The following is a 17929-nucleotide window of genomic DNA, read 5'->3' as shown; positions in this document are numbered from 1 at the left end:
GGGACCCGCGGCGGGTCCCGTACGGTCCCGCACGTGACCGATGCGAACCAGCCCCAGAGCCCGAAGTTCCCGACGGATCCGGCCGCCCCGGATCCCCTGGACGTCACCACCGGCCCCGACCCGCTACGGGTCCTCGTCCTCGCGGGATCCTCCCGCGAGGGCTCCGTGAACGCCCGGCTGGCCGCGCTCGTCGCCGGTCAGGTCGAGCGCTCGGGCGCCGTCGCGGACCTCGCCCGGATCGGGGACTTCGTGATGCCCACCTACGACGGCGACGACGAGCAGGCCGACGGCCAGCCCGCGGGGTCGGCCGCCCTGCGCGAGCGGCTGCTCGCGGCGCAGGCCCTGGTGATCGCCTCGCCCGAGTACAACGCCTCCGTGCCCGGCGTCCTGAAGAACGCCGTCGACTGGGTGTCCCGCTTCCGGCCGCAGCCCTTCAAGGACAAGCAGACCCTGCTGGTGTCCGCCTCCCCGTCGATGGTGGGCGGGAACCGCGGGCTCTGGGCGCTGCGGGTCCCGCTCGAACACCTCGGGGCCCGGGTGTACCCCGACATGTTCAGCCTCGCCATGGCGCACTCGGCCTTCGGCGAGGACGGCGAGCTGACCGATCCGGGCCTGCGCGAGCGGCTGGCCGACACCGTCGACTCCTTCCTCGCGCTCGCCGAGGCGGACACCCGCTACCTGTGCCTCCAGCGCCGCTGGTACGAGTTCCTGGGCGACGAGAGCAACGCTCCCGTGACCCAGCGCGCGGAGGGGTGACGGACTGATCAGGGGGTGCCTCGAGGGGCGATCCGCGCGCGGGTTAGCATATGAGCGCCGCCTAGCTCGAAAGATAATTCTGTGACTGTCAATGACGACTCGTTCACCAACTGGAAGAACCGCGAGAAGATCGCGGAGTCGATGATCCCGATCATCGGCAAGCTGCACCGGGAGCGGGACGTCACGATCCTCCTGCACAGCCGCTCCTTGGTGAACAAGTCCGTGGTGAGCATTCTCAAGACCCACCGTTTCGCGCGCCAGATCGACGGCGAGGAGCTCTCGGTCACCGAGACCCTCCCCTTCCTCCAGGCGCTCACCACCCTCGACCTCGGTCCCTCGCAGATCGACCTCGGCATGCTCGCCGCGTCGTACGCTGCGGACGACCGCGGTCTGTCGGTGGAGGAGTTCACCGCCGGCGCCGTGTCCGGCGCCACGGGTGCCAACAAGATCGAGCGCGGTGAGGGCCGCGACGTGGTCCTTTACGGCTTCGGCCGCATCGGCCGCCTCGTCGCCCGGCTGCTCATCGAGAAGACCGGTTCCGGCAACGGCCTGCGCCTGCGTGCCATCGTCGTCCGCGGCGGTGGTGAGGCTGACCTCGTCAAGCGCGCCTCGCTGCTGCGCCGCGACTCGATCCACGGCCAGTTCCAGGGCACGATCACCGTGGACGAGGCGACGAGCACGATCATCGCCAACGGCAACGAGATCAAGGTGATCTACGCCAACGACCCGTCCGAGGTCGACTACACGGCGTACGGCATCAAGGACGCCATCCTGATCGACAACACCGGGAAGTGGCGCGACCGCGAGGGGCTGTCGAAGCACCTGCGCCCCGGTATCGACAAGGTCGTCCTGACGGCCCCGGGCAAGGGCGACGTCCCGAACATCGTGCACGGGGTCAACCACGACACGATCAAGCCGGACGAGCAGATCCTGTCCTGCGCCTCCTGCACCACCAACGCGATCGTCCCGCCGCTGAAGGCGATGGCGGACGAGTACGGCGTTCTGCGCGGCCACGTGGAGACCGTCCACTCGTTCACCAACGACCAGAACCTGCTGGACAACTACCACAGCGCCGACCGCCGCGGCCGTTCCGCGCCGCTCAACATGGTCATGACGGAGACGGGCGCCGCCTCGGCCGTCGCCAAGGCGCTGCCCGACCTGAAGGCCCCGATCAGCGGCAGCTCGATCCGCGTCCCGGTGCCGGACGTCTCGATCGCGATCCTCAGCCTGCGGCTCGGCCGCGAGACCACCCGCGAAGAGGTGCTCGACTACCTCCGCGACGTGTCGCTGACCTCCCCGCTGAAGCGCCAGATCGACTTCACCACGGCGCCCGACGCGGTCTCCAGCGACTTCATCGGTTCGCGTCACGCCTCGATCGTCGACGCGGGCGCCACCAAGGTCGACGGGGACAACGCGATCCTCTACCTCTGGTACGACAACGAGTTCGGCTACTCCTGCCAGGTCGTCCGGGTCGTCCAGTACGTCTCCGGAGTCGAGTACCCGACCTACCCGGCGCCGGCGGCCTGATCCCCAGGACCCCGTCCCCGTAGGACCGGATGTACCGGACGCCCCCCGAGTGACCCCAGGTCACTCGGGGGGCGTTCGTCCGTCCTGGCCCGGCGCCGCGGCGGCGCGGGCCGCCGCGAGCTGGGTGCGCGAACGGACGCCGAGCTTGCGGTAGACCCGGCTCAGCATGCCCTCGACGGTCTTGACCGAGATGAACATGTGCTGGGCCGCCTGCTGATTGGTGGCCCCCTGGCAGATGAGGTCCGCCAGGCGCGACTCGGACTCGGTCAGCCTCCTCGCGCCCGGGGCCGGCCCCGTGGCCGGAGCCGATCCGCCCGCCCGGTCGAGGAGCTCCCGGGTGAGCTCCTGCCAGGGGCGGGCGCCCGTGTCGTCGAAGACGGCCCGGGCCGCCTCCCAGGCCGCGCGGGCGGCCGCCTGGCGTCTGCGGGCCCGCTCGACGCGGCCCAGGGCGAGGAGCGTACGGGCCTGTTCCAGGGGCAGGCCCAGCCGTTCGAAGGCGGCCGCCGTGCGGTGGAGCAGGCCGCTCGCCTCCTCGACGGCGCCGCCGCGGGCCAGCAGGATCCCGTGGGCGCGGTCCAGCGCCGCCGCCGGTCCCGAGTCGGCTCCGCCCGGGCCGAGGGCGGGCCGCGCGCGCTCCAGCAGTGCCCCGGCCAGGTCGAGCCGGCCCGCGCAGGTGAAGGCCTCCACGGCGTCCGGCTGCCAGCGGAACATGCCGGGGTCGGCGAGCGGGACGTGCCGCTCGGCCTCGGCGACGGCCGTGAGGGAAGCCACGGCGTCGGCCACGTCCCCGGTGTGCAGCTGGACGGCACCCATGACCCAGAGGTTGCGCGACACGTACAGTCCGTCCCCCTCCTCCTGCGAGGCGCGGGCCCCGCAGGAGGCGGTGCGCAGGGCGGCCGCGAAGGATCCGGCGGCGCTCTGCGTCAGCGCCGCGGTGTACCAGGCGGGGCCCATGGACAGCCCAGCCCCGGTGGACAGCCGTACGGCCTGATCGGCCCACGCGAGCGCCGGGGCGCACGCCCCGAGCCGGGTGTCGACCTCGGCGAGGCTGCGCCAGATGTCGACCAGGTCCTCGGCGTCGCCCTCGTGCTCGGCGAGCGCGAGCAGTTCCACGAGCCGTTCGCGCGCCTCGGCCAGCCGGTCGTCGAAGACGGCGTGCCGGGCGGCGAGGTACTGGGCGCTGTTGCGGATGCCGGAGTGCTGGGCCGGGACCCCCAGGGCGAGGGCCTCGGCGAGGGTGCCCGGCGCGTCGGCGGTGCCGAGGACGCGTTCCATCCGGGCGCGCATGGTCAGGGCGGCCGCTTGCAGGGGGCGGTGGCCGCCGGCCGCGGCGAGTTCGGCGGCCCGGCCCGCCGCGCGCAGGGCCCGCTCCGGGGCCGCGTGGGCGACGTTGGCGGCGATGGCCGCGCGGAGCTCGACGGCGGCGAGGAGGTCGGGGTGGCCCGCCGCCAGTTCGCGGCAGCGCGCGAGCAGCGGCTCCAAGTCGGTGATGGCCTGGCCGTGGGCGTCGACGACCGCGAGCAGCGCGGTGACCTGGTCGGTGGGCTCGGCCCTGCTGGCCGTCAGCGCGTCGGCCGCCTGCCGGGCGATGTCGACGTCGCCGGCGCAGGCCGCCTCCTGGGCCGCGTACGAGAGCCTGCGGATGCGCATGGCGGAGCGGGCCGGCGGGGTGATCTCGGCGGCCAGCAGGAACAGCTCGGCGGCCAGGGCCCGTTCGCCCGCCTCGCGGGCGGTGGCCGCGGCGGTCTCGGTGTCCTCGGCCAGTCCCTGGTCGGGCAGGTCCGCGGCCAGGGCCCGGTGGCGCACCTCGTGGACGGGGTCTCCGACGGCCCGTGCCAGCGTCAGGTGGGCGGCCGCGCGCAGGGGCCTGGCTCCGGAGCGGGCGGCGGCCCGGGCCAGGGCCGCCGCAGTGAAGTGGACGGCGCTCGCCGGGTCCACGCTCAGGACCCCGGCGGCCTGGGCCTGGGCCAGGTGCTCCTCGGCCTCGGAGCGGCCCGCCCGCAGGAGGAGCGGCAGCGAGGGCCGGCTCGTCAGGGCGGCGAGCATCAGGGTGTGCCGGGCGGGTTCGCCGAGCGTGGCGCGCAGCCAGGCCCCGGCCGCGTCGACCGCCTGCTCGGCCATGGCCGGCCGGTACCGGCGGGACGCGGGCAGCCGCGCAAGTGCCGTACAGGACACGGAGGTCAGCAGGGGGTGGCCGCCGCAGTGGCTCTGCAGCGGGCCCGCCCAGCGGGTGGGCAGGCCGTGCGCGTCGAGCAGGGCGGCCGTCTCCTCCGAGTCGAGCGGGTCCACGTCGACCTGGACGGGATGCCCGCCGAGCAGCCGGGCCGCGGCCTGCGCGCGGCCGTGGACGCGTTCGGTGACGATCGCGGTGAGCCCGGGGGCGGCGAGGGTGCGCAGGGCGTAGCCGAGGACGTCGGCGCTGGCCGGATCGAGCCATTGGGCCCCGTCCACGGCCAGGGTCCAGCGGCCCGACGCGAGCAGCGCGGTGACCGCGAGGCGGACGGGCAACTGCTCGGAGGCGGCGAGCGGTTCGTCGGCTCCCCGGTGCAGGATCCGGTCGACCACCTCGTGCTGCCTGCCGGAGAGCACCGCGAGCTGGGCCGGGCGGCAGTGGGACAGCATCTGGGCGAGCGCGCCGTAAACGTGGTCGCGGTCCTCCTCGACCGTCGTGACGCGCAGCACCGTACGCCCGGAGCCGGCGTCAGGGCCGGAGCCCGAGCCGGATCCGGAGGGCAGGGTGCGCAGCACCGCCCCCAGGACCGTGGTCTTGCCCGCGCCCCAGGGGCCGGCGAGCGCCACCCGCCCCTCGCGCTCCAGCACCGTGGCCGCGTGTGCGGCCGCGCCGGAGGCCGCGTGCCGGCTCCCCGCGACCGGCGCGGGGCTGTCCGCCGGGTGGGCGGGGTCGGCTGGGTGGGCGGGGTCGGCGGGGTCGTTGTCTGGCGTCACGAGGAGGCACCGTAGGCGGCGCCGGTTGCCGTGACAACGCCGGGTGCCGCCGGGCCGGGGGATCAAGGGTTTCCCCTGATGCCAAGGGGTCCCGCTCCCGGCGATGGTGGTGCGACGGCGGGCCGTCCGCGCTCCGGGTGCGGGGTGGCAGACCCGGAGCACCGCAGCCCTCCACGGGAGGAGCGGGGGCGCGGTCCGGACGGCCCGCCGTACCGCACCCCGGGCCCGGAGCCCCGCCCGCGCGCCGGCGGGGGCGCACGCGCGCGCAGCACGCCCGCCGCCTGCGCGTGAGCCCCCGCCGGTCGACGGGACAGGGCAACGCGGGTCGGGTGAGGGCGGGTTGGGGCGGTCGGCCGCTGAGAGCGGCAGCAAGGGATTCCTCCGATGCTCGCGACGCCGCCCCGGGATCACTCTGTTGGCCACCCCGGAGTGCGCGGACCCGGCTCCCCGGCCTCCGCACTCCGGGGACGTGAAGGGTCCCGTGCTCCCCCACGGGACCCGCATCCGTACCGGCCTACCCCTCCGGTCCGTCCCCCCATGAAGGGATTTCCGTGCGAAATCTTCCCAACAGGTCCAAGTGGACCTCCGTTGCCGCGGCTTCGGTCACGGCCGTCGTCGCGCTCGGCGGCCTCAGCGCCCTGCCCGCTCAGGCCACTGCCGCCGCGCAGCCGGGACCGTCCGTGTCCCCGCAGGTCCTCGAGGCCATGCAGCGCGATCTCCACCTCTCCCCCGGTCAGGCCCGCGACCGGATCGCCGACGAAGCGGCGGCCGGCAAGGCCGCCACCCTCATCCGGGGCCGGGTCGGCGACCGGGTGGCGGGCCTGTGGTTCGACTCCTCCACGGGGCGCCTGAACGCGGCCGTCTCCACCGCGACGGACGCCGCGCTGGTACGGGACGCGGGCGCCGTCGCCCGGCCGGCCCGCTACAGCCAGGCCGAACTGGCCGCCACCGCACGGACCGTGACGCGCGACATCGGGTCCGGTATCGCGGGCGTGGTCTCGTGGGGTCCCGACGTCCGGAACAACCGGATCGACGTCACGGTGGACCGGACGGCGCGCAACGCGTCCACGGACGCCTTCGTGGCCCGCCTCGCCGCCCTCGGCGGCATCGTGCACGTCACGGAGTCCTCCGACAGCCCGCGGCAGCAGGCCGACGTGACCGGCGGCGAGAAGTGGGTGCCGGGCAGCGAGAGCCCGTGCTCCATCGGATTCGTCGCCACCCGGGTCACCGGGGGCGCCAAGACCTTCCTGACGGCCGGTCACTGCACCAACGACGTCAACCAGCCCGCCTACGGCAAGGACGGGACCCGCGTGGGCACGTCCAACAAGGACGGGCAGAGCAGCGTCAACGCCCGGGAAGGCGACATGGGCGTCGTCGACGTGGACCAGTCGGGGTGGAACCTCTCCCCGTACGTCGCGGGCGACGCCACCCACGCCGCCGTCGCCGTCACCGGCTCGGCCGACGCCGTGGTCGGCACGGCGATCTGCCGCTCCGGGCAGACCACGGGCATGCGGTGCGGCGAGGTCACCAAGGTCAACCAGAGCGTGGACTACGGAAACGTGGTCATCGACGGCCTGTCCTACTCCAACGCCTGCTCCGCGGGCGGCGATTCGGGCGGCGCGTACATCACCGCGACCGGCGGCAAGGCCGTGGGCCTGCACTCCGGCGGCGGCAGTGCCACCTGTACCTCGGGCAGCGGTGAGAAGTTCACCATCTTCCAGCCCGTGGTCGAGGCCCTGACCAGGTTCAACCTGGCCCTGGTCGTCACCACCCCGCAGCCCGGCAACGTCACGGTCGCCGCGGTCTCGGCCCAGAACGGCGTCATCGGCGCCCGGATACCCGAGCTGCGCAACAGCGCCGAGGGCGGCACCGCCCCCTACACCTGGTCCGCCGCGGGCCTGCCCGCCGGCCTGGCCATCGGCTCCTCCACCGGAACCATCACGGGCACCCCCACCACGGCCGGAACCTCCAACGTGACCGTCACCGCCACCGACAACGCCGGCAAGACCGGCTCCACCTCCTTCTCGTGGACGATCACGACCGCGGGTACGGCCCTGTCCGTGACCAACCCCGGCGGCCAGAGCTCCGCCGTCGGCACCGCGGCCAACCTCACCGTCAAGGCCACGGGCGGCACCGCGCCCTACTCCTGGTCCGCGACGGGCCTGCCCGCCGGCCTGAGCATCGGCTCGGCCACCGGCACCGTCTCGGGCACGGCCACGACGGCCGGCGCCTCCACCGTGACCGTCACGGCCACCGACACCGCGGGCAAGACCGCGTCCGCCACCTTCTCCTGGACCGTCAGCACCGTCACCGGCACCAGCCCCGTACTGACCAACCCGGGCAACCAGACCGTCTACATCGGCAAGCCCGTCAGCCTCGCCCTCAAGGCCACCGGCGGCACCGCGCCGTACGCCTTCAAGGCGACCGGCCTTCCCGCCGGGCTGAGCGTCAACGCCGCCACGGGCGTCATCACCGGCTCCCCCACCACCTGGGGCTTCGGCGGCAGCACCCTCACCGTGACCGACGCCGCGGGCAAGTCCTCCTCGGTCAACGTCACCTGGAACGTGTACTTCTAGGCCGGCTCCGGAGCGCGTGAGCCGGTGAACCGACCAGCCACCTCACGCGCTCCACCCGATCCGCCCATGCCGCCCCCTCCACACTCCGGAGACGGCCGGCACCTCCCGCGGGGCCCCGGCCGACACCCCGGCCGGGGCCCCGCCTGGCGTACGCCCCCACGTCCTGCTCAGAGCCAGGCGGCCCGGTCCGTCCCCCAGCGGGAGGGGCCCCGCTCCCACCCGCGGCCCCCGAGGGGCGAAGCCGCGTACCGCAGCGGCCCGTATCCCGAACCGGTCTCCCGGAGCCACGGTTCCGGGGCGTACCCCGGTACGGCGGCGCCGGCCCCCGGGACCTCGCGGACCAGCCACGACGCCGTCCCCGCCAGGGAGAACCGCAAGGCCTGGCCGCCGCCCTCCGTGAGGGCCCGTAGCACCCCGGCGGCCGCCAGGTACCCCGTCCCGTGGTCCAGTGCCTGCGCCGGCAGCACCCCGGGGCCGTGCCCGTCCCCGCAGGCCGCGGAGATCCCGTACCCCGCCTGCACGAGCGAGTCGAAGCCCCTGCGCCCCGCCCAGGGGCCCCGCGGGCCCCACGCGCACAGCTCGGCCACCACCAGCTCCGGTCGCCGCGCCAGCAGTTCCGCCGCGCCCAGCCCGTACCGCTCCAGCGCACCCGGCCGGTAGCCCGTCACCACCACGTCCGCCCCGGCCAGCAGCCCGTCGAGCACCGCCCGGTCCCGCGTCTCCGACAGGTCGAGGAGCGCGGAGCGCTTGCCGAATCCGGTGTCCGCGTAGGCGTCGTCCGACTCCGGGAGCCCCGGGGGGTCGATCCGCAGGACGTCCGCGCCGAGCAGTCCGAGCGTCCTGGTGGCCACCGGCCCCGCGATGACCCGGGTCAGGTCGAGCACCCGTACCCCCGCCAGCGGCAGGCCGGTGCCGACGGCGACCGCTCCGAGGGGCCGCCCGCGCACGCCCGACTCGGTTCGTTCCACTAGGGGTTGCGGCGCGCCGTACCCGTCCGTCAGTACGGCCGCCGCCAGCCCGCCCGCCGCGTAGACCTCCTCCTGGACGTCCACGGCCCGGCGCCGGGCGATCGCCGCGGCCACGCCCTCCCGGGTGCCGGCCGCCAGGACGCGTACGAGCGCGGACTCGTGGTGCGGATAGTTGGCGTGCGTCCGCACCCATCCGTCGGCGGCACGCCAGAAGCCGGACAGCGGCGCGAAGGACACGGGAGCCCGGCCGTCCACGAGCAGGTGCCGCTCACTGACGAACGCCGTGGCCACGGCCCCTTCGTCGACCAGCAGCGGAGCCACGTCGGCCGCGCTCCCGCCGGCCCGTACGGCGGCCAGCTCGGCGGCCGCCAGCGCGCACACGCCCACCGCGGCCCGCGCGAGTTCCCGTACGGGCAGCGGCCCGTCGCCCAGCGCGCTCGGCCCCCGGTAGCCGACCCGCCCCACCAGCTCCTCGGGGCCGCCCAACGCGGCCCACGCCTGTCCGGTCCCACCGTCACGACTCGTCATGCGCCCATCCTGCCCGCGGCCCCGCGGCCCCGCGGCCCTCGCGGGGCGGGCCCGGACCCGATCGGGCGATGTAGCGCTCCAGGGCGTCTCGAATTCCCCCGTACGGCGTTACACGAGCCGGAACATGAACACCGCCTCGGCTGCCTCGTCTTCCGTCGCGGCGCAGCCGGCGCGTGCGGGGCCGGGCGGCCGGTGGCCCGTACGAGGGAGCACGATGACCGACCCGACCGCGGTGGACACCTGGCGTGGAAGGCTTGCCGCACCTTGCCGCGACGCGTGCGAGGCGCCCGCGTTCTCGCTCACCGTTTTCGCGGTGATCCTCTTCAACGCCGCACTCCTGGGGGCCGAGACGTACAGCGGCCTGTCCGCCGAGTACAGCAGCATCCTTTCGGCGGCCGAGCGCTTCTGCGTGATCGCCTTCACCCTGGAGATGCTGATCCGCCTGGGCGCGCACGCCGACCGGCCGAAAGCTTTCTTCCGAGACCCCTGGAACGTCTTCGACTTGGTGGTCGTCTCCTCGGCCTTCATCCCGTTCCTCCGGGAGAACACCACGCTGCTGCGGCTGCTGCGGCTGGCCCGGGTCCTGCGGACCGCCAAGTTCATGCCCCAGCTGCGGGTCCTGCTGGTCGCGGTGGGCCGCAGCCTGCCCGGTACGGTCAGCTTCCTGTTCGTGGGCGCGCTGATCGTCTACGTGTACGCGATGATCGGCTGGATCTGCTTCGCCCACCACGACCCGCAGCACTACGGGTCCATCGGCCGGGCCGCACTGACGCTGTTCCTGCTCATGACGCTCGAAGGGCTCGGGGACGCCGTCCACGCGGGGCTGGCCATCTCCCCGCTGAGCCTCCTCTACTACGCCTCCTACGTGCTCTTCGGATCCTTCGTCCTGGTCAACGTCCTGATCGGCGTGGTTCTCAACGCCCTTGAGGAGGCACGGGAGATGGAGGACGAGGCCGAGAAGGAGGAGAAGCGGGCCGCGCTCCTGGCGTCGCAGTCACCGCCGGACGCCGCCGACGAGCTCCTGCTGCGGATCGCGGCGGTGCGCAGCGCGCTCGACGACATGGAGGCCCAGCTCGACACCGTGCACGCCACGTCGGCGGCGGTGGCGGCCCAATCCGCGCCGGCCCACGCCTCGGCGGGCGCCCGCTAGGACCGGCCGGGTCCGGCGGACCTCCGGCCGGTCGCCCGTCGCCCGGCCGGAGGTCCGCCGGCGCGGACTACCGAGCGGCACCGTCCCGCGGGGGCACCACGACGCCCCGGCGGGCGTCGAGGAGTGCGGCGAGATCGGCGAGGGTGACGTCGCGGAGTTCGTCCTCGTCGACCTTGACGTCCAGCTTCTCGTGCAGGGCCATGGCCATCTCCACCACCATGAGCGAGTCGGTCAGCAGGTCCCCCATCCGGGCACCGGCGTGCACGTCCTCGGCAGCGGATTCTCCCATCGAAAGGATGATGCCGCCGATCAGATCGATCGTCGATCCCGCCGATCCCGCAGATTCGGTCGATTCGGTCGATTCTGGAGTGGAAATGGTCATGACGGCTCCTGTTTGCGATATTGCCGCCATTGCGCCAAGGTGGCGCCGATGACCGGCGGGAAAAGGAGAATACTCGTGTCGGAAAGCGTGACCGATGTGACGGGGGCGGGGGCCGCCGAGTTCCGCTACGCCAAGGAGCGGCTCGGCGAAGCCGGGGAGGGCGCCTGGGACCGGCTGCTCGACTGGCTGATGGAGGACTATTTTCGCCTCGAGGTCACCGGTGGGGAGAATATCCCACAGGAAGGGCCGGCCATGATCGTGGCCAACCACTCGGGGGCCTGGGGGCTCGATGCGTTCGTCCTCGTCAAATCACTCACCCGCATTCTGAACCGCCCCCTGAACGTTCCGGCCGCATCTCTGACTTTTCGATTTCCGGTGATCGGTTCGTACGCCCGGAAAATGGGCGCCTTTCCGCTCGATCCGACGCTCGGGCTGGAACATCTGACCGCCGGGGAACTCGTGGGCGTGTTTCCCGAAGGAATTTCCGGCCTGGAGAAGCCCTTCCGCAGCCGGTACCGGCTGCGACCGTTCAGCCCCGGGTTCGCGGCGACCGCCGTCCAGGCCGGCGCGCCCGTCGTCCCGGTGTCCGTGATCGGCGCCGAGGAGGCGTACCCCAAGTTCGGTGACGTCCCCGCCCTGGCGCGCCTCTTCGACCTCCCCTACTTCCCGCTCACCACGATCCTCCCGCTGCCGGCGAAGTGGCTGATCACCGTGGGCGATCCGATCCCCGCACCGCCCCGGCCGGAGTCCTACACCGCCCGCAGGGCCGCGGCCCGCCGACTGTGCGACGAGGCCCAGGAGGCCCTGCAGTCCCTGGTGGACAGGGAGCGCGGCAGGCGCGAGACGCCCTTCTGGTAGCAGGGCGGCGACCGCGCGCCGCCCGGGCCTCAGTCCGCCAGCCGGGCCGCCGCCCTGCGCACACCGTCGGCCGCCCGTGCGCACCGGCCCGCGTGGTCGAGCAGGACCATGCGGAAGTTCTCCCCCGCCTCGTCCCGCTCCCAGCCCTCGGCCTCGGCGCAGGCCGCGAGGCTCTCCCCGTGCGCCGCCAGCCGGTCGGCGCTGGTCTGCGCCAGGGCCCCGTAGGACGCGGGGGTGCAGCCGCGCACCGGGACCGGCAGTGCCGCCGGCCTGCCGACCGTCACCCGGCCGTCGCCCCGGCCGCCCGGGAGTTCCCGGAGGGAGACGAGCAGCGAGCGCGCCTCGAGCGTGCCCGGCGGCCGGCCGGCGGCCAGCCTCGGCGAGACGACGAAGGGCCGTGCGACCGCGGTGATCGCGCGGACGAGCTCCTCGGCGACGAGCACCGCGAGCCGGGTCGCCGCGCACGCGCCGGGCGCTCCGCACAGCGCGGAGGGCCAGACGCCCGGCCCGGCGCCGCCCTTCGGAGCGGGGAGCCAGCCCGGCGCACACAGGATGTCCGTACCGGCGCCGATCTCCAGGCCCTCCCAGACGAACGGCGTCCGTACCCGGTGCACGGCGGCGGCCACCGGCGGGTAGTGGCACAGCGCCCGGGCCACGGCCTCCTCCGGGGCGGCCGCCGGTTCCAGCGTGTGCAGGGCCAGGGCCTGCAGGGTCGTGGCGGTGGCGGCCTCGGACACCAGGGCGAGCGCGTGGGCCACCGCGGCGGCCACGGTGTCCGCGCAGGCTCCCGCCGCGACCAGTCGGCCGACCAGGGAGTCCGGGTCCGGGCTCTGCAGGTAGCGGGTCGTACGACGCCGGAGCGCGGCCTCCAGGTCCGCCCGGCCCCGGCCGTCCGCCGCGGCGGCCCGGGTGACGATCTCGCTCAGCAAGGTGTCCTCGGCGGCCGCCCCGCCCGCCACCAGGTGGCGGCTCAGCCCTGCCATCGCCTGGCTCCAGGCCTGCCACTCCAGGGTGCCGTCCCCGCGCCGGCCCTCGACGGCCTCGTCGGCGTACCGGGCCGCGAGCGCGGGCAGTTCGCCTCCCGGTGCGGCGGTCTCCCAGGTCGGAACCGCGTGCGGGGAGAGCCCGTACCGCCGCCCGGCAGCCGTGAGCCCCACCGCGGGCTCCAGCGCCCGCCCCTCGTCCGCCCGGCCGAGGAGGGCCTCGGACGCGGCGGGGGTCAGGGGTACGAGGAAGTTCCCGAACGGGGTCCGCAGGTGGACAGGCCGTCCGGAGCGGGTGCGCCGCAGGTGTTCGAGCAGGGCGCGCCGCACCCCTTCGCGGGTCAGGGCCTCCAGGCCGAGCGCGCGGGCCGCCGCGTCCGTCCAGGGCAGCCGCTGGGCGACCATGGCCGCGCTGAACACGGCGTTCTCCAGGGCCCAGGCCGTCTCGGGGGCCCGCGGTGCGGTCTTCGCCGTGGAGGCGCCGCCGTCGTGGTCGGAGGTCATCTCGGGTTCTCCCTGGGTCACTTGTCGCGCAGCATGTAGGGCTGGTTGCCGACGATGCGGCCGTCGTAGGCGCCGATCAGCGCGTTGACCTTCTCCCGGTGGTGCGCCATGGGGCCGCGCAGGGTGTCCGAGTAGGCCTGCGGGGCGTGCGACAGCGGGTAGTCGTACGACTCGTCCAGCCAGGCCAGTTCGACCCAGCTGGCCGGGATGTCGTTGGGCGAGGCGGGGCCGCGGCCGTCGATCATCGGGATCACGTCGTGGTTGTTGACGAGGCTGATCACCTGGGTGGTGTGGTCGGCGGGCCGTTTGCCGTCGATGGGCGAGCCCACCGCGATCACGTGCGTGATCTGGTAGCGGGAGGAGACCTCCACGTCCGCGGCGAGGTTCATCGCGGTCATCCCGCCCAGGCTGTGTCCGACGATCATGAGCTCCGACCCGGCCGGCACCCCGGCCCGTACCAGCAGCTTGCGCGCGGCGCGCGTGTACGTCGTATCGGTGCGCAGCAGCCCGTCGAACGCACCGACCAGGTCCTGCGGGGTGCTGTTGCTCAGCAGGGCGAAGCTCGTTCCGGGCAGCAGCAGGACGTGCCGTACGGCGCCGTCGGCGCACTCGACGCGGCGCAGCAGCACCAGCCCGTGGTTGCCCAGGGCGCCGATGTCGTTGACGTAGCTGACGATGTCGTTGCCGGACGTGGCCAGCACCTTCGCCAGGATGGAGTCCGCGTCCGCCCGTTCGGCCCGGCCGGGGCCCGGGTTGAGGTACTTCAGCAGGGTGCTCGGCAGCCCGAGGAACGGATCGCTGGTCGGCACGCCGCCGGCCAGCGTCACCCAGGAGAAGTCGTCGTTGACCGGGTTCTCGTCGAGCAGGCCCAGCAGCGCGGACAGTTCCATGATCACGGGGCTCATGGTGGTCAGGGCCCGGGTGACACCCAGGCGCTCGACGAGCGCGTGCATGGCGCGCAGCGCCTCCAGCCTGTTCCCGGCCACCATGGCGTCGGTCAGCCGCCTGGCGAGCGGTGAGTCCAGGTTGGGGTGGTCGGAGGCGATCGCCCTGATCCGCAGGGCGAAGGCGTCCACGGCCATGGCCACGGCGGCCGGCCTGCGGTACGTCAAGTTCCCCGCGATCCGGGCCAGTTCTCCGGCCAGTCCGCCGTTGGCCCCGAAGCCGAGCCCCGCCGGGCTGGTCAGCGCACGCGCGCACGACACCGCCGTACCGAGTGCCCAGGCGGGGCGGCGCAGCGCCTCCAGCCCCAGCCGCCAGCTGGTGAGCGCGCCCGTCAGCTCGGCGCCCGCCTGCTTCGCCGTGAGGGCGGCGTCGGCCAGCAGCACCGAGGCGGCGAGCAGCAGTTCCGGATCCGTGCGGCGCGGAGCCTGCGCGGCGGCCGGCGCCGTCCGGGCCGTCGCCGCCCCGGCGGCCCCTCCGACTCCCGCAACCCCTGCCGGGGTCGTCGCCCCGGACGCGTCCGCGACCCCGGCGGGGTCCGCGGGGGCCTCCGCCGACCTGCGCCCTGCGGGCGTCGAGCGAGCCGCGCCCACCGCTTGAGCGGTCACGTTCCCACCTCCCGTGCCTACGCAACGGATTCGCCTGGTTCCGTTGCCCGAACGGGCATGCTGGCATCGCGCACGGTCCACTTCGCGCGGCGATCCCCCGTCTCCCCGCGCCCGGCACCTGCGTCGTGGACGCGACGAACCGCCGGATGCCCGTGGCCCTCGGGGCATCCGGCGGCGTGGCGGCACCCCCCGGGCCGCCGTCCATTCGGTGATCACCAAGGGATGATCCCGGCGCTCACGCGTTGACGCGAGCGCGGATCACCCCCCGTACGGACCACCGGGTCTCGTCTCCCGTCAGAGCGGCCGGGAGGGCTGGTCGCGCCAGAAGCCGCATTGATGCCGCGCCTCGAACGCCCGGTCGATCCGGTCCCCGGCGGGCGCCAGGGTCAGTACCGTGCCGGCCGGTCCGGTCGCCGGCCAGGGGGTCTGACCCGCGACGGCGGGAACACCGTGGCGGGCGAAGGCACCCCAGTAGCGCTTCATCCGTGTCGCCAGGGCGACTTGGACGGAGGTCAGGGGCCGGTCGCCCATGGTGAAGTCGTGCAGGTAGGCGAGCTCCGCGCTGTGGGCGTTCGACTCGTCCAGGCCGGGTACCTGCGCGCCCGCCAGGGTCGGCGAGTCGGGGTCGTCGAACTCGTAGGCGAAGGTGGGTACTTGGCGGGCGAACGACTGGGCCGTCCAGGCGGTTTCGCAGGCGAACGTCGAATCGGTCATGACCGCCGACAGCGCCAGGTACGGGGATCCGTGCGCGGCGACCGGGTAGCGGGCGAGGACCTCCGGCCCGGCCGCGCCATAGCCGGCCAGGACCTGCTGCGCGTACTGCTCGGCCGTCAGGCCGGGCTGGGTCAGCGCGACGAAGAAGCGTGCCTCGGAGCGGGTGCTCCCGATCAGGACGGGGACCTTGTTCCAGACCCCGGCCGAGATCGCCGCGGCCGGATCGCGCGGCAGCAGCCCGTCGCCCGACGCGGGACCCGAAGTGGCCCGCGTACGGGCCGCGTCCACCAGGGTCGGCCCGGAAGCGGCACGGAGGCACGCCGCGACGACGGCCGGATCGGGGCAGCCCGCGCTCGCGGCGAAGGCCCGCGCCTCGGATTCGGCCCGCGCGCGGTCGGGCGTACGCAGCAGCGTGCACGGCCCGCTCTGCAGCACGGCCCGGTGGAACAGGCCGGCAGCCGACGGGGCGGCCAGCAGGCCGCACACCGAACCGCTGCCCGCGGACTGGCCGGAGACCGTGACGTTGCCCGGGTCCCCGCCGAAGGCCGCGATGTTCTCCCTCGTCCAGCGCAGTGCCCGGATCTGGTCCATCAGCCCGAAGGAGCCGGAGCGCAGCGCGTTCTCCCGGCCCAGCTCGGGCAGGCCCAGGTAACCCAGCTGGCCGAGGCGGTAGTTGATGCTGATCACGACGGAGCCGGTCAGCTCCGCCATCGTGCGTCCGCCGAACTGGGTCCCGGTGCCCTGGCTGTACGCACCCCCGTGCATCCAGAGGATCACCGGCAGCCGGGCCCCGGCGCGGGCCCGGCCGGGCCGGTACACGTCCAGGTACAGGCAGTCCTCGCTGACGGCCGAGGGATCGCCCAGCCCGAACGGCGAGAACTGCAGGCAGGCCGGGGCCTGTTCGACGGCTTCGCGCACCGCGTTCCAGCGCCGGGGAGGCTGCGGCGCACGCAGCCGGTTCTCCCCGACCGGGGCGGCGGCGTAGGGAACGCCGAGGAACTCCTGCGCGCCGTCGTGGGCGCGGCCGCGCAGCGCGCCCTGCGCGACGGAGACCACCGGGCGGGGCGCGTTGTCGGGTGGGTTGTTTCGCGAGCCTCCCGGGGAGGCGGCCGCGGGGAGCGCGGTGGCGATCAGCGCGGTGAGGCCGAGCAGCGTGCCGAGTAAGGGTCTTGACGTGGAAAGCCGGGTGATCCGGTGCGAGGGCCGTTGCATCCGTACTCCTGGGTTCGGGACGATCCGGGGGCGGGACGGGGCGGAACGGGGCAATCCGGGGGCGGGACGGGGCGCGGGACGCCCGCCCCGCCTCCGGAAAGCCGGCTGGTGCGGTCGGCGGGACCCGGTCCGGGCGCGGCCTGAGCTAGAGACGAGGCCTGATGCCCGGGGGCGGGACCCGGCCTACGGGCGGAGCCCGGCGAGCAGGGCCGCGGTGACGGCGAAGTCGACCGGCCCGGTGTTCCAGTCGGCGTTCATCGGGCTGACGGCGATCTTCCCGGCGCTCACGGCTTCCACGTCGCTGCCCCGGGCCGGGGTCTTCAGGTCCACCGTCACGCCGACCTTCCAGGTGCCGTCGCCGGAGTCGGTGAAGTCGGCCTTCAGGAGTGCCTGCGCGTCCTGGAAGGTGGTGGCCACTCCGGCCGGAGTCCCCTTGCCGTCGGCGCCGACGACGGGGTGGTTGACGTTGAGGCCGACACCCTGGGGCAGCAGGGGGCCGGAGCGGGCCCGCGAGCGCAGCCGGTCGATCAGCTTGACCGCGAAGTCGAGCGTCGGACCCATCGCGTTGACCGTGGTGACGGGGTCGGGAGCCGCGATGCCGCCGGTGCTCAGGGCGATGGCCGGCACGCCCGCGTCCAGGGCGGCGACGGCGCCGCCGACCGTGCCGGAGTGGCTGGCGAGCGCGGCCACGTTCGGGCCGAAGTTGGTGCCCGACACGACGAGATCGGGCGCCCGGCCTTCGAACACCTCGGAGAGCCCGAAGTTCACCGAGTCGCCGGGGGTTCCGTCGACCGCCCACACCTTCGGCTCGGGGTGGCGGACGGTGAGGGACGGGGTGTTCGACGTCTTCGTACCGGCGCCGCTCTGGTTGGTCAGCGGGGCCACGATGGTGACGTCGTGCCCGGCGGCGGTCAGCCGCGCGAAGGCCAGGCGGATGCCGGGCGCGTTGTAGCCGTCGTCGTTGGTGAGCAGGATCCGCAGCGGGCCCGCGGGCACCGGTGCGGGCGCCGGCCCGCCCTGCGGCTCGGCCGCGGCGGCGGGCACCGTACCGGCGAGGGCCGGCGCGCAGAGCAGCAGGGCGGCCAACGGCAGAACTCGCTTGCGTTGCACGGAACGCTCCTTCGGAGAGGGGTGGAGAGGGGAACTGCGACCTGGGTGAGGGTGGGGAGGGGTGCTGCCCGGCGGGCTCGCGACCCTCGGCGCGAGCCCGCCGGAGTGCGGGCCGGGCCGCCGCCCGGGAGGGGCGGCCCGGAGGTCGAAGGCGACCCGGGGGCG

Annotated in this window: 12 protein-coding genes; 5 read left to right on the top strand and 7 right to left on the bottom strand. The window is 74.4% G+C overall.

The genetic code is table 11. The features are described from left to right. The first annotated feature begins 96 nt into the window (after positions 1 to 96). On the top strand, positions 97 to 756 hold the full coding sequence (locus AC3IX6_RS37235; RefSeq protein ID WP_489371676.1) for an NADPH-dependent FMN reductase: 660 nt from the start codon (positions 97 to 99) through the stop codon (positions 754 to 756). An 81-nt stretch (positions 757 to 837) separates the two neighbouring features. Further along, complete coding sequence (locus tag AC3IX6_RS37230; protein WP_389699475.1) at positions 838 to 2283, top strand: glyceraldehyde-3-phosphate dehydrogenase; 1446 nt, start codon at positions 838 to 840, stop codon at positions 2281 to 2283. Between the two features lie 60 nt (positions 2284 to 2343). Here AC3IX6_RS37230 and AC3IX6_RS37225 read toward each other — a convergent pair whose 3' ends face one another. Further along, on the bottom strand, positions 2344 to 5229 hold the full coding sequence (locus AC3IX6_RS37225; protein ID WP_489367721.1) for a helix-turn-helix transcriptional regulator: 2886 nt from the start codon (positions 5227 to 5229) through the stop codon (positions 2344 to 2346). Positions 5230 to 5780: 551 nt separating this feature from the next. Here AC3IX6_RS37225 and AC3IX6_RS37220 point away from each other — a divergent pair. Next, a complete protein-coding gene (locus AC3IX6_RS37220) occupies positions 5781 to 7805 on the top strand; it encodes a putative Ig domain-containing protein (RefSeq protein WP_489367720.1) in 2025 nt (674 codons plus the stop codon). A 167-nt stretch (positions 7806 to 7972) separates the two neighbouring features. Here AC3IX6_RS37220 and AC3IX6_RS37215 read toward each other — a convergent pair whose 3' ends face one another. Next, positions 7973 to 9301 (bottom strand): CoA transferase, encoded by a 1329-nt coding sequence (locus tag AC3IX6_RS37215; protein WP_489367719.1) that lies wholly within the window; start codon positions 9299 to 9301, stop codon positions 7973 to 7975. Positions 9302 to 9515: 214 nt separating this feature from the next. On the opposite strand from AC3IX6_RS37215, the gene AC3IX6_RS37210 reads away from it, so the two are divergent. Continuing rightward, the gene (locus AC3IX6_RS37210) at positions 9516 to 10451 is read left to right on the top strand and encodes an ion transporter (protein WP_489367717.1); all 936 of its coding nucleotides are present in this window, start codon (positions 9516 to 9518) and stop codon (positions 10449 to 10451) included. A gap of 67 nt (positions 10452 to 10518) precedes the next feature. Here AC3IX6_RS37210 and AC3IX6_RS37205 read toward each other — a convergent pair whose 3' ends face one another. Further along, positions 10519 to 10740: a phosphopantetheine-binding protein gene (locus tag AC3IX6_RS37205; protein ID WP_489367716.1), complete on the bottom strand. Its 222-nt coding sequence runs from the start codon at positions 10738 to 10740 to the stop codon at positions 10519 to 10521. A gap of 141 nt (positions 10741 to 10881) precedes the next feature. Here AC3IX6_RS37205 and AC3IX6_RS37200 point away from each other — a divergent pair, with 141 nt between their 5' ends. Continuing rightward, positions 10882 to 11691 carry a lysophospholipid acyltransferase family protein gene (locus AC3IX6_RS37200; protein ID WP_489371675.1) on the top strand — a complete coding sequence of 270 codons (810 nt, stop codon included), beginning with the start codon at positions 10882 to 10884 and terminating at the stop codon, positions 11689 to 11691. A gap of 29 nt (positions 11692 to 11720) precedes the next feature. Here the strand turns inward: AC3IX6_RS37200 and AC3IX6_RS37195 are convergent, their stop codons facing one another. The 4 genes from AC3IX6_RS37195 to surE form a co-directional block, all read right to left on the bottom strand. After that, entirely contained in the window at positions 11721 to 13178 is a 1458-nt protein-coding gene (locus AC3IX6_RS37195) for a cytochrome P450 family protein (protein ID WP_489367715.1), read from the bottom strand. Between the two features lie 17 nt (positions 13179 to 13195). Continuing rightward, positions 13196 to 14728 carry a lipase family protein gene (locus AC3IX6_RS37190; RefSeq protein ID WP_489367714.1) on the bottom strand — a complete coding sequence of 511 codons (1533 nt, stop codon included), beginning with the start codon at positions 14726 to 14728 and terminating at the stop codon, positions 13196 to 13198. Between the two features lie 294 nt (positions 14729 to 15022). Then, a complete protein-coding gene (locus tag AC3IX6_RS37185) occupies positions 15023 to 16654 on the bottom strand; it encodes a carboxylesterase/lipase family protein (protein WP_489367712.1) in 1632 nt (543 codons plus the stop codon). 183 nt (positions 16655 to 16837) lie between these two features. Further along, positions 16838 to 17764 (bottom strand): 5'/3'-nucleotidase SurE, encoded by a 927-nt coding sequence (gene surE, locus AC3IX6_RS37180; RefSeq protein WP_489367711.1) that lies wholly within the window; start codon positions 17762 to 17764, stop codon positions 16838 to 16840. Between the last annotated feature and the right edge of the window lie 165 nt (positions 17765 to 17929).

Source organism: Streptomyces sp. GL_141 (genome assembly GCF_057834385.1).
The sequence above is the reverse complement of the archived record's forward strand: the minus strand, read 5'-3'. Positions and strand labels throughout refer to the sequence as shown.

Excerpts from the sequence above, each read along its gene's own strand:
- AC3IX6_RS37215 (WP_489367719.1), bottom strand. The coding sequence starts at position 9,301 with ATGACGAGTCGTGACGGTGGGACCGGACAGGCGTGGGCCGCGTTGGGC.
- AC3IX6_RS37210 (WP_489367717.1), top strand. The coding sequence starts at position 9,516 with ATGACCGACCCGACCGCGGTGGACACCTGGCGTGGAAGGCTTGCCGCA.
- AC3IX6_RS37205 (WP_489367716.1), bottom strand. The coding sequence starts at position 10,740 with ATGGGAGAATCCGCTGCCGAGGACGTGCACGCCGGTGCCCGGATGGGG.
- AC3IX6_RS37200 (WP_489371675.1), top strand. The coding sequence starts at position 10,882 with ATGACCGGCGGGAAAAGGAGAATACTCGTGTCGGAAAGCGTGACCGAT.
- AC3IX6_RS37195 (WP_489367715.1), bottom strand. The coding sequence starts at position 13,178 with ATGACCTCCGACCACGACGGCGGCGCCTCCACGGCGAAGACCGCACCG.
- AC3IX6_RS37185 (WP_489367712.1), bottom strand. The coding sequence starts at position 16,654 with ATGCAACGGCCCTCGCACCGGATCACCCGGCTTTCCACGTCAAGACCC.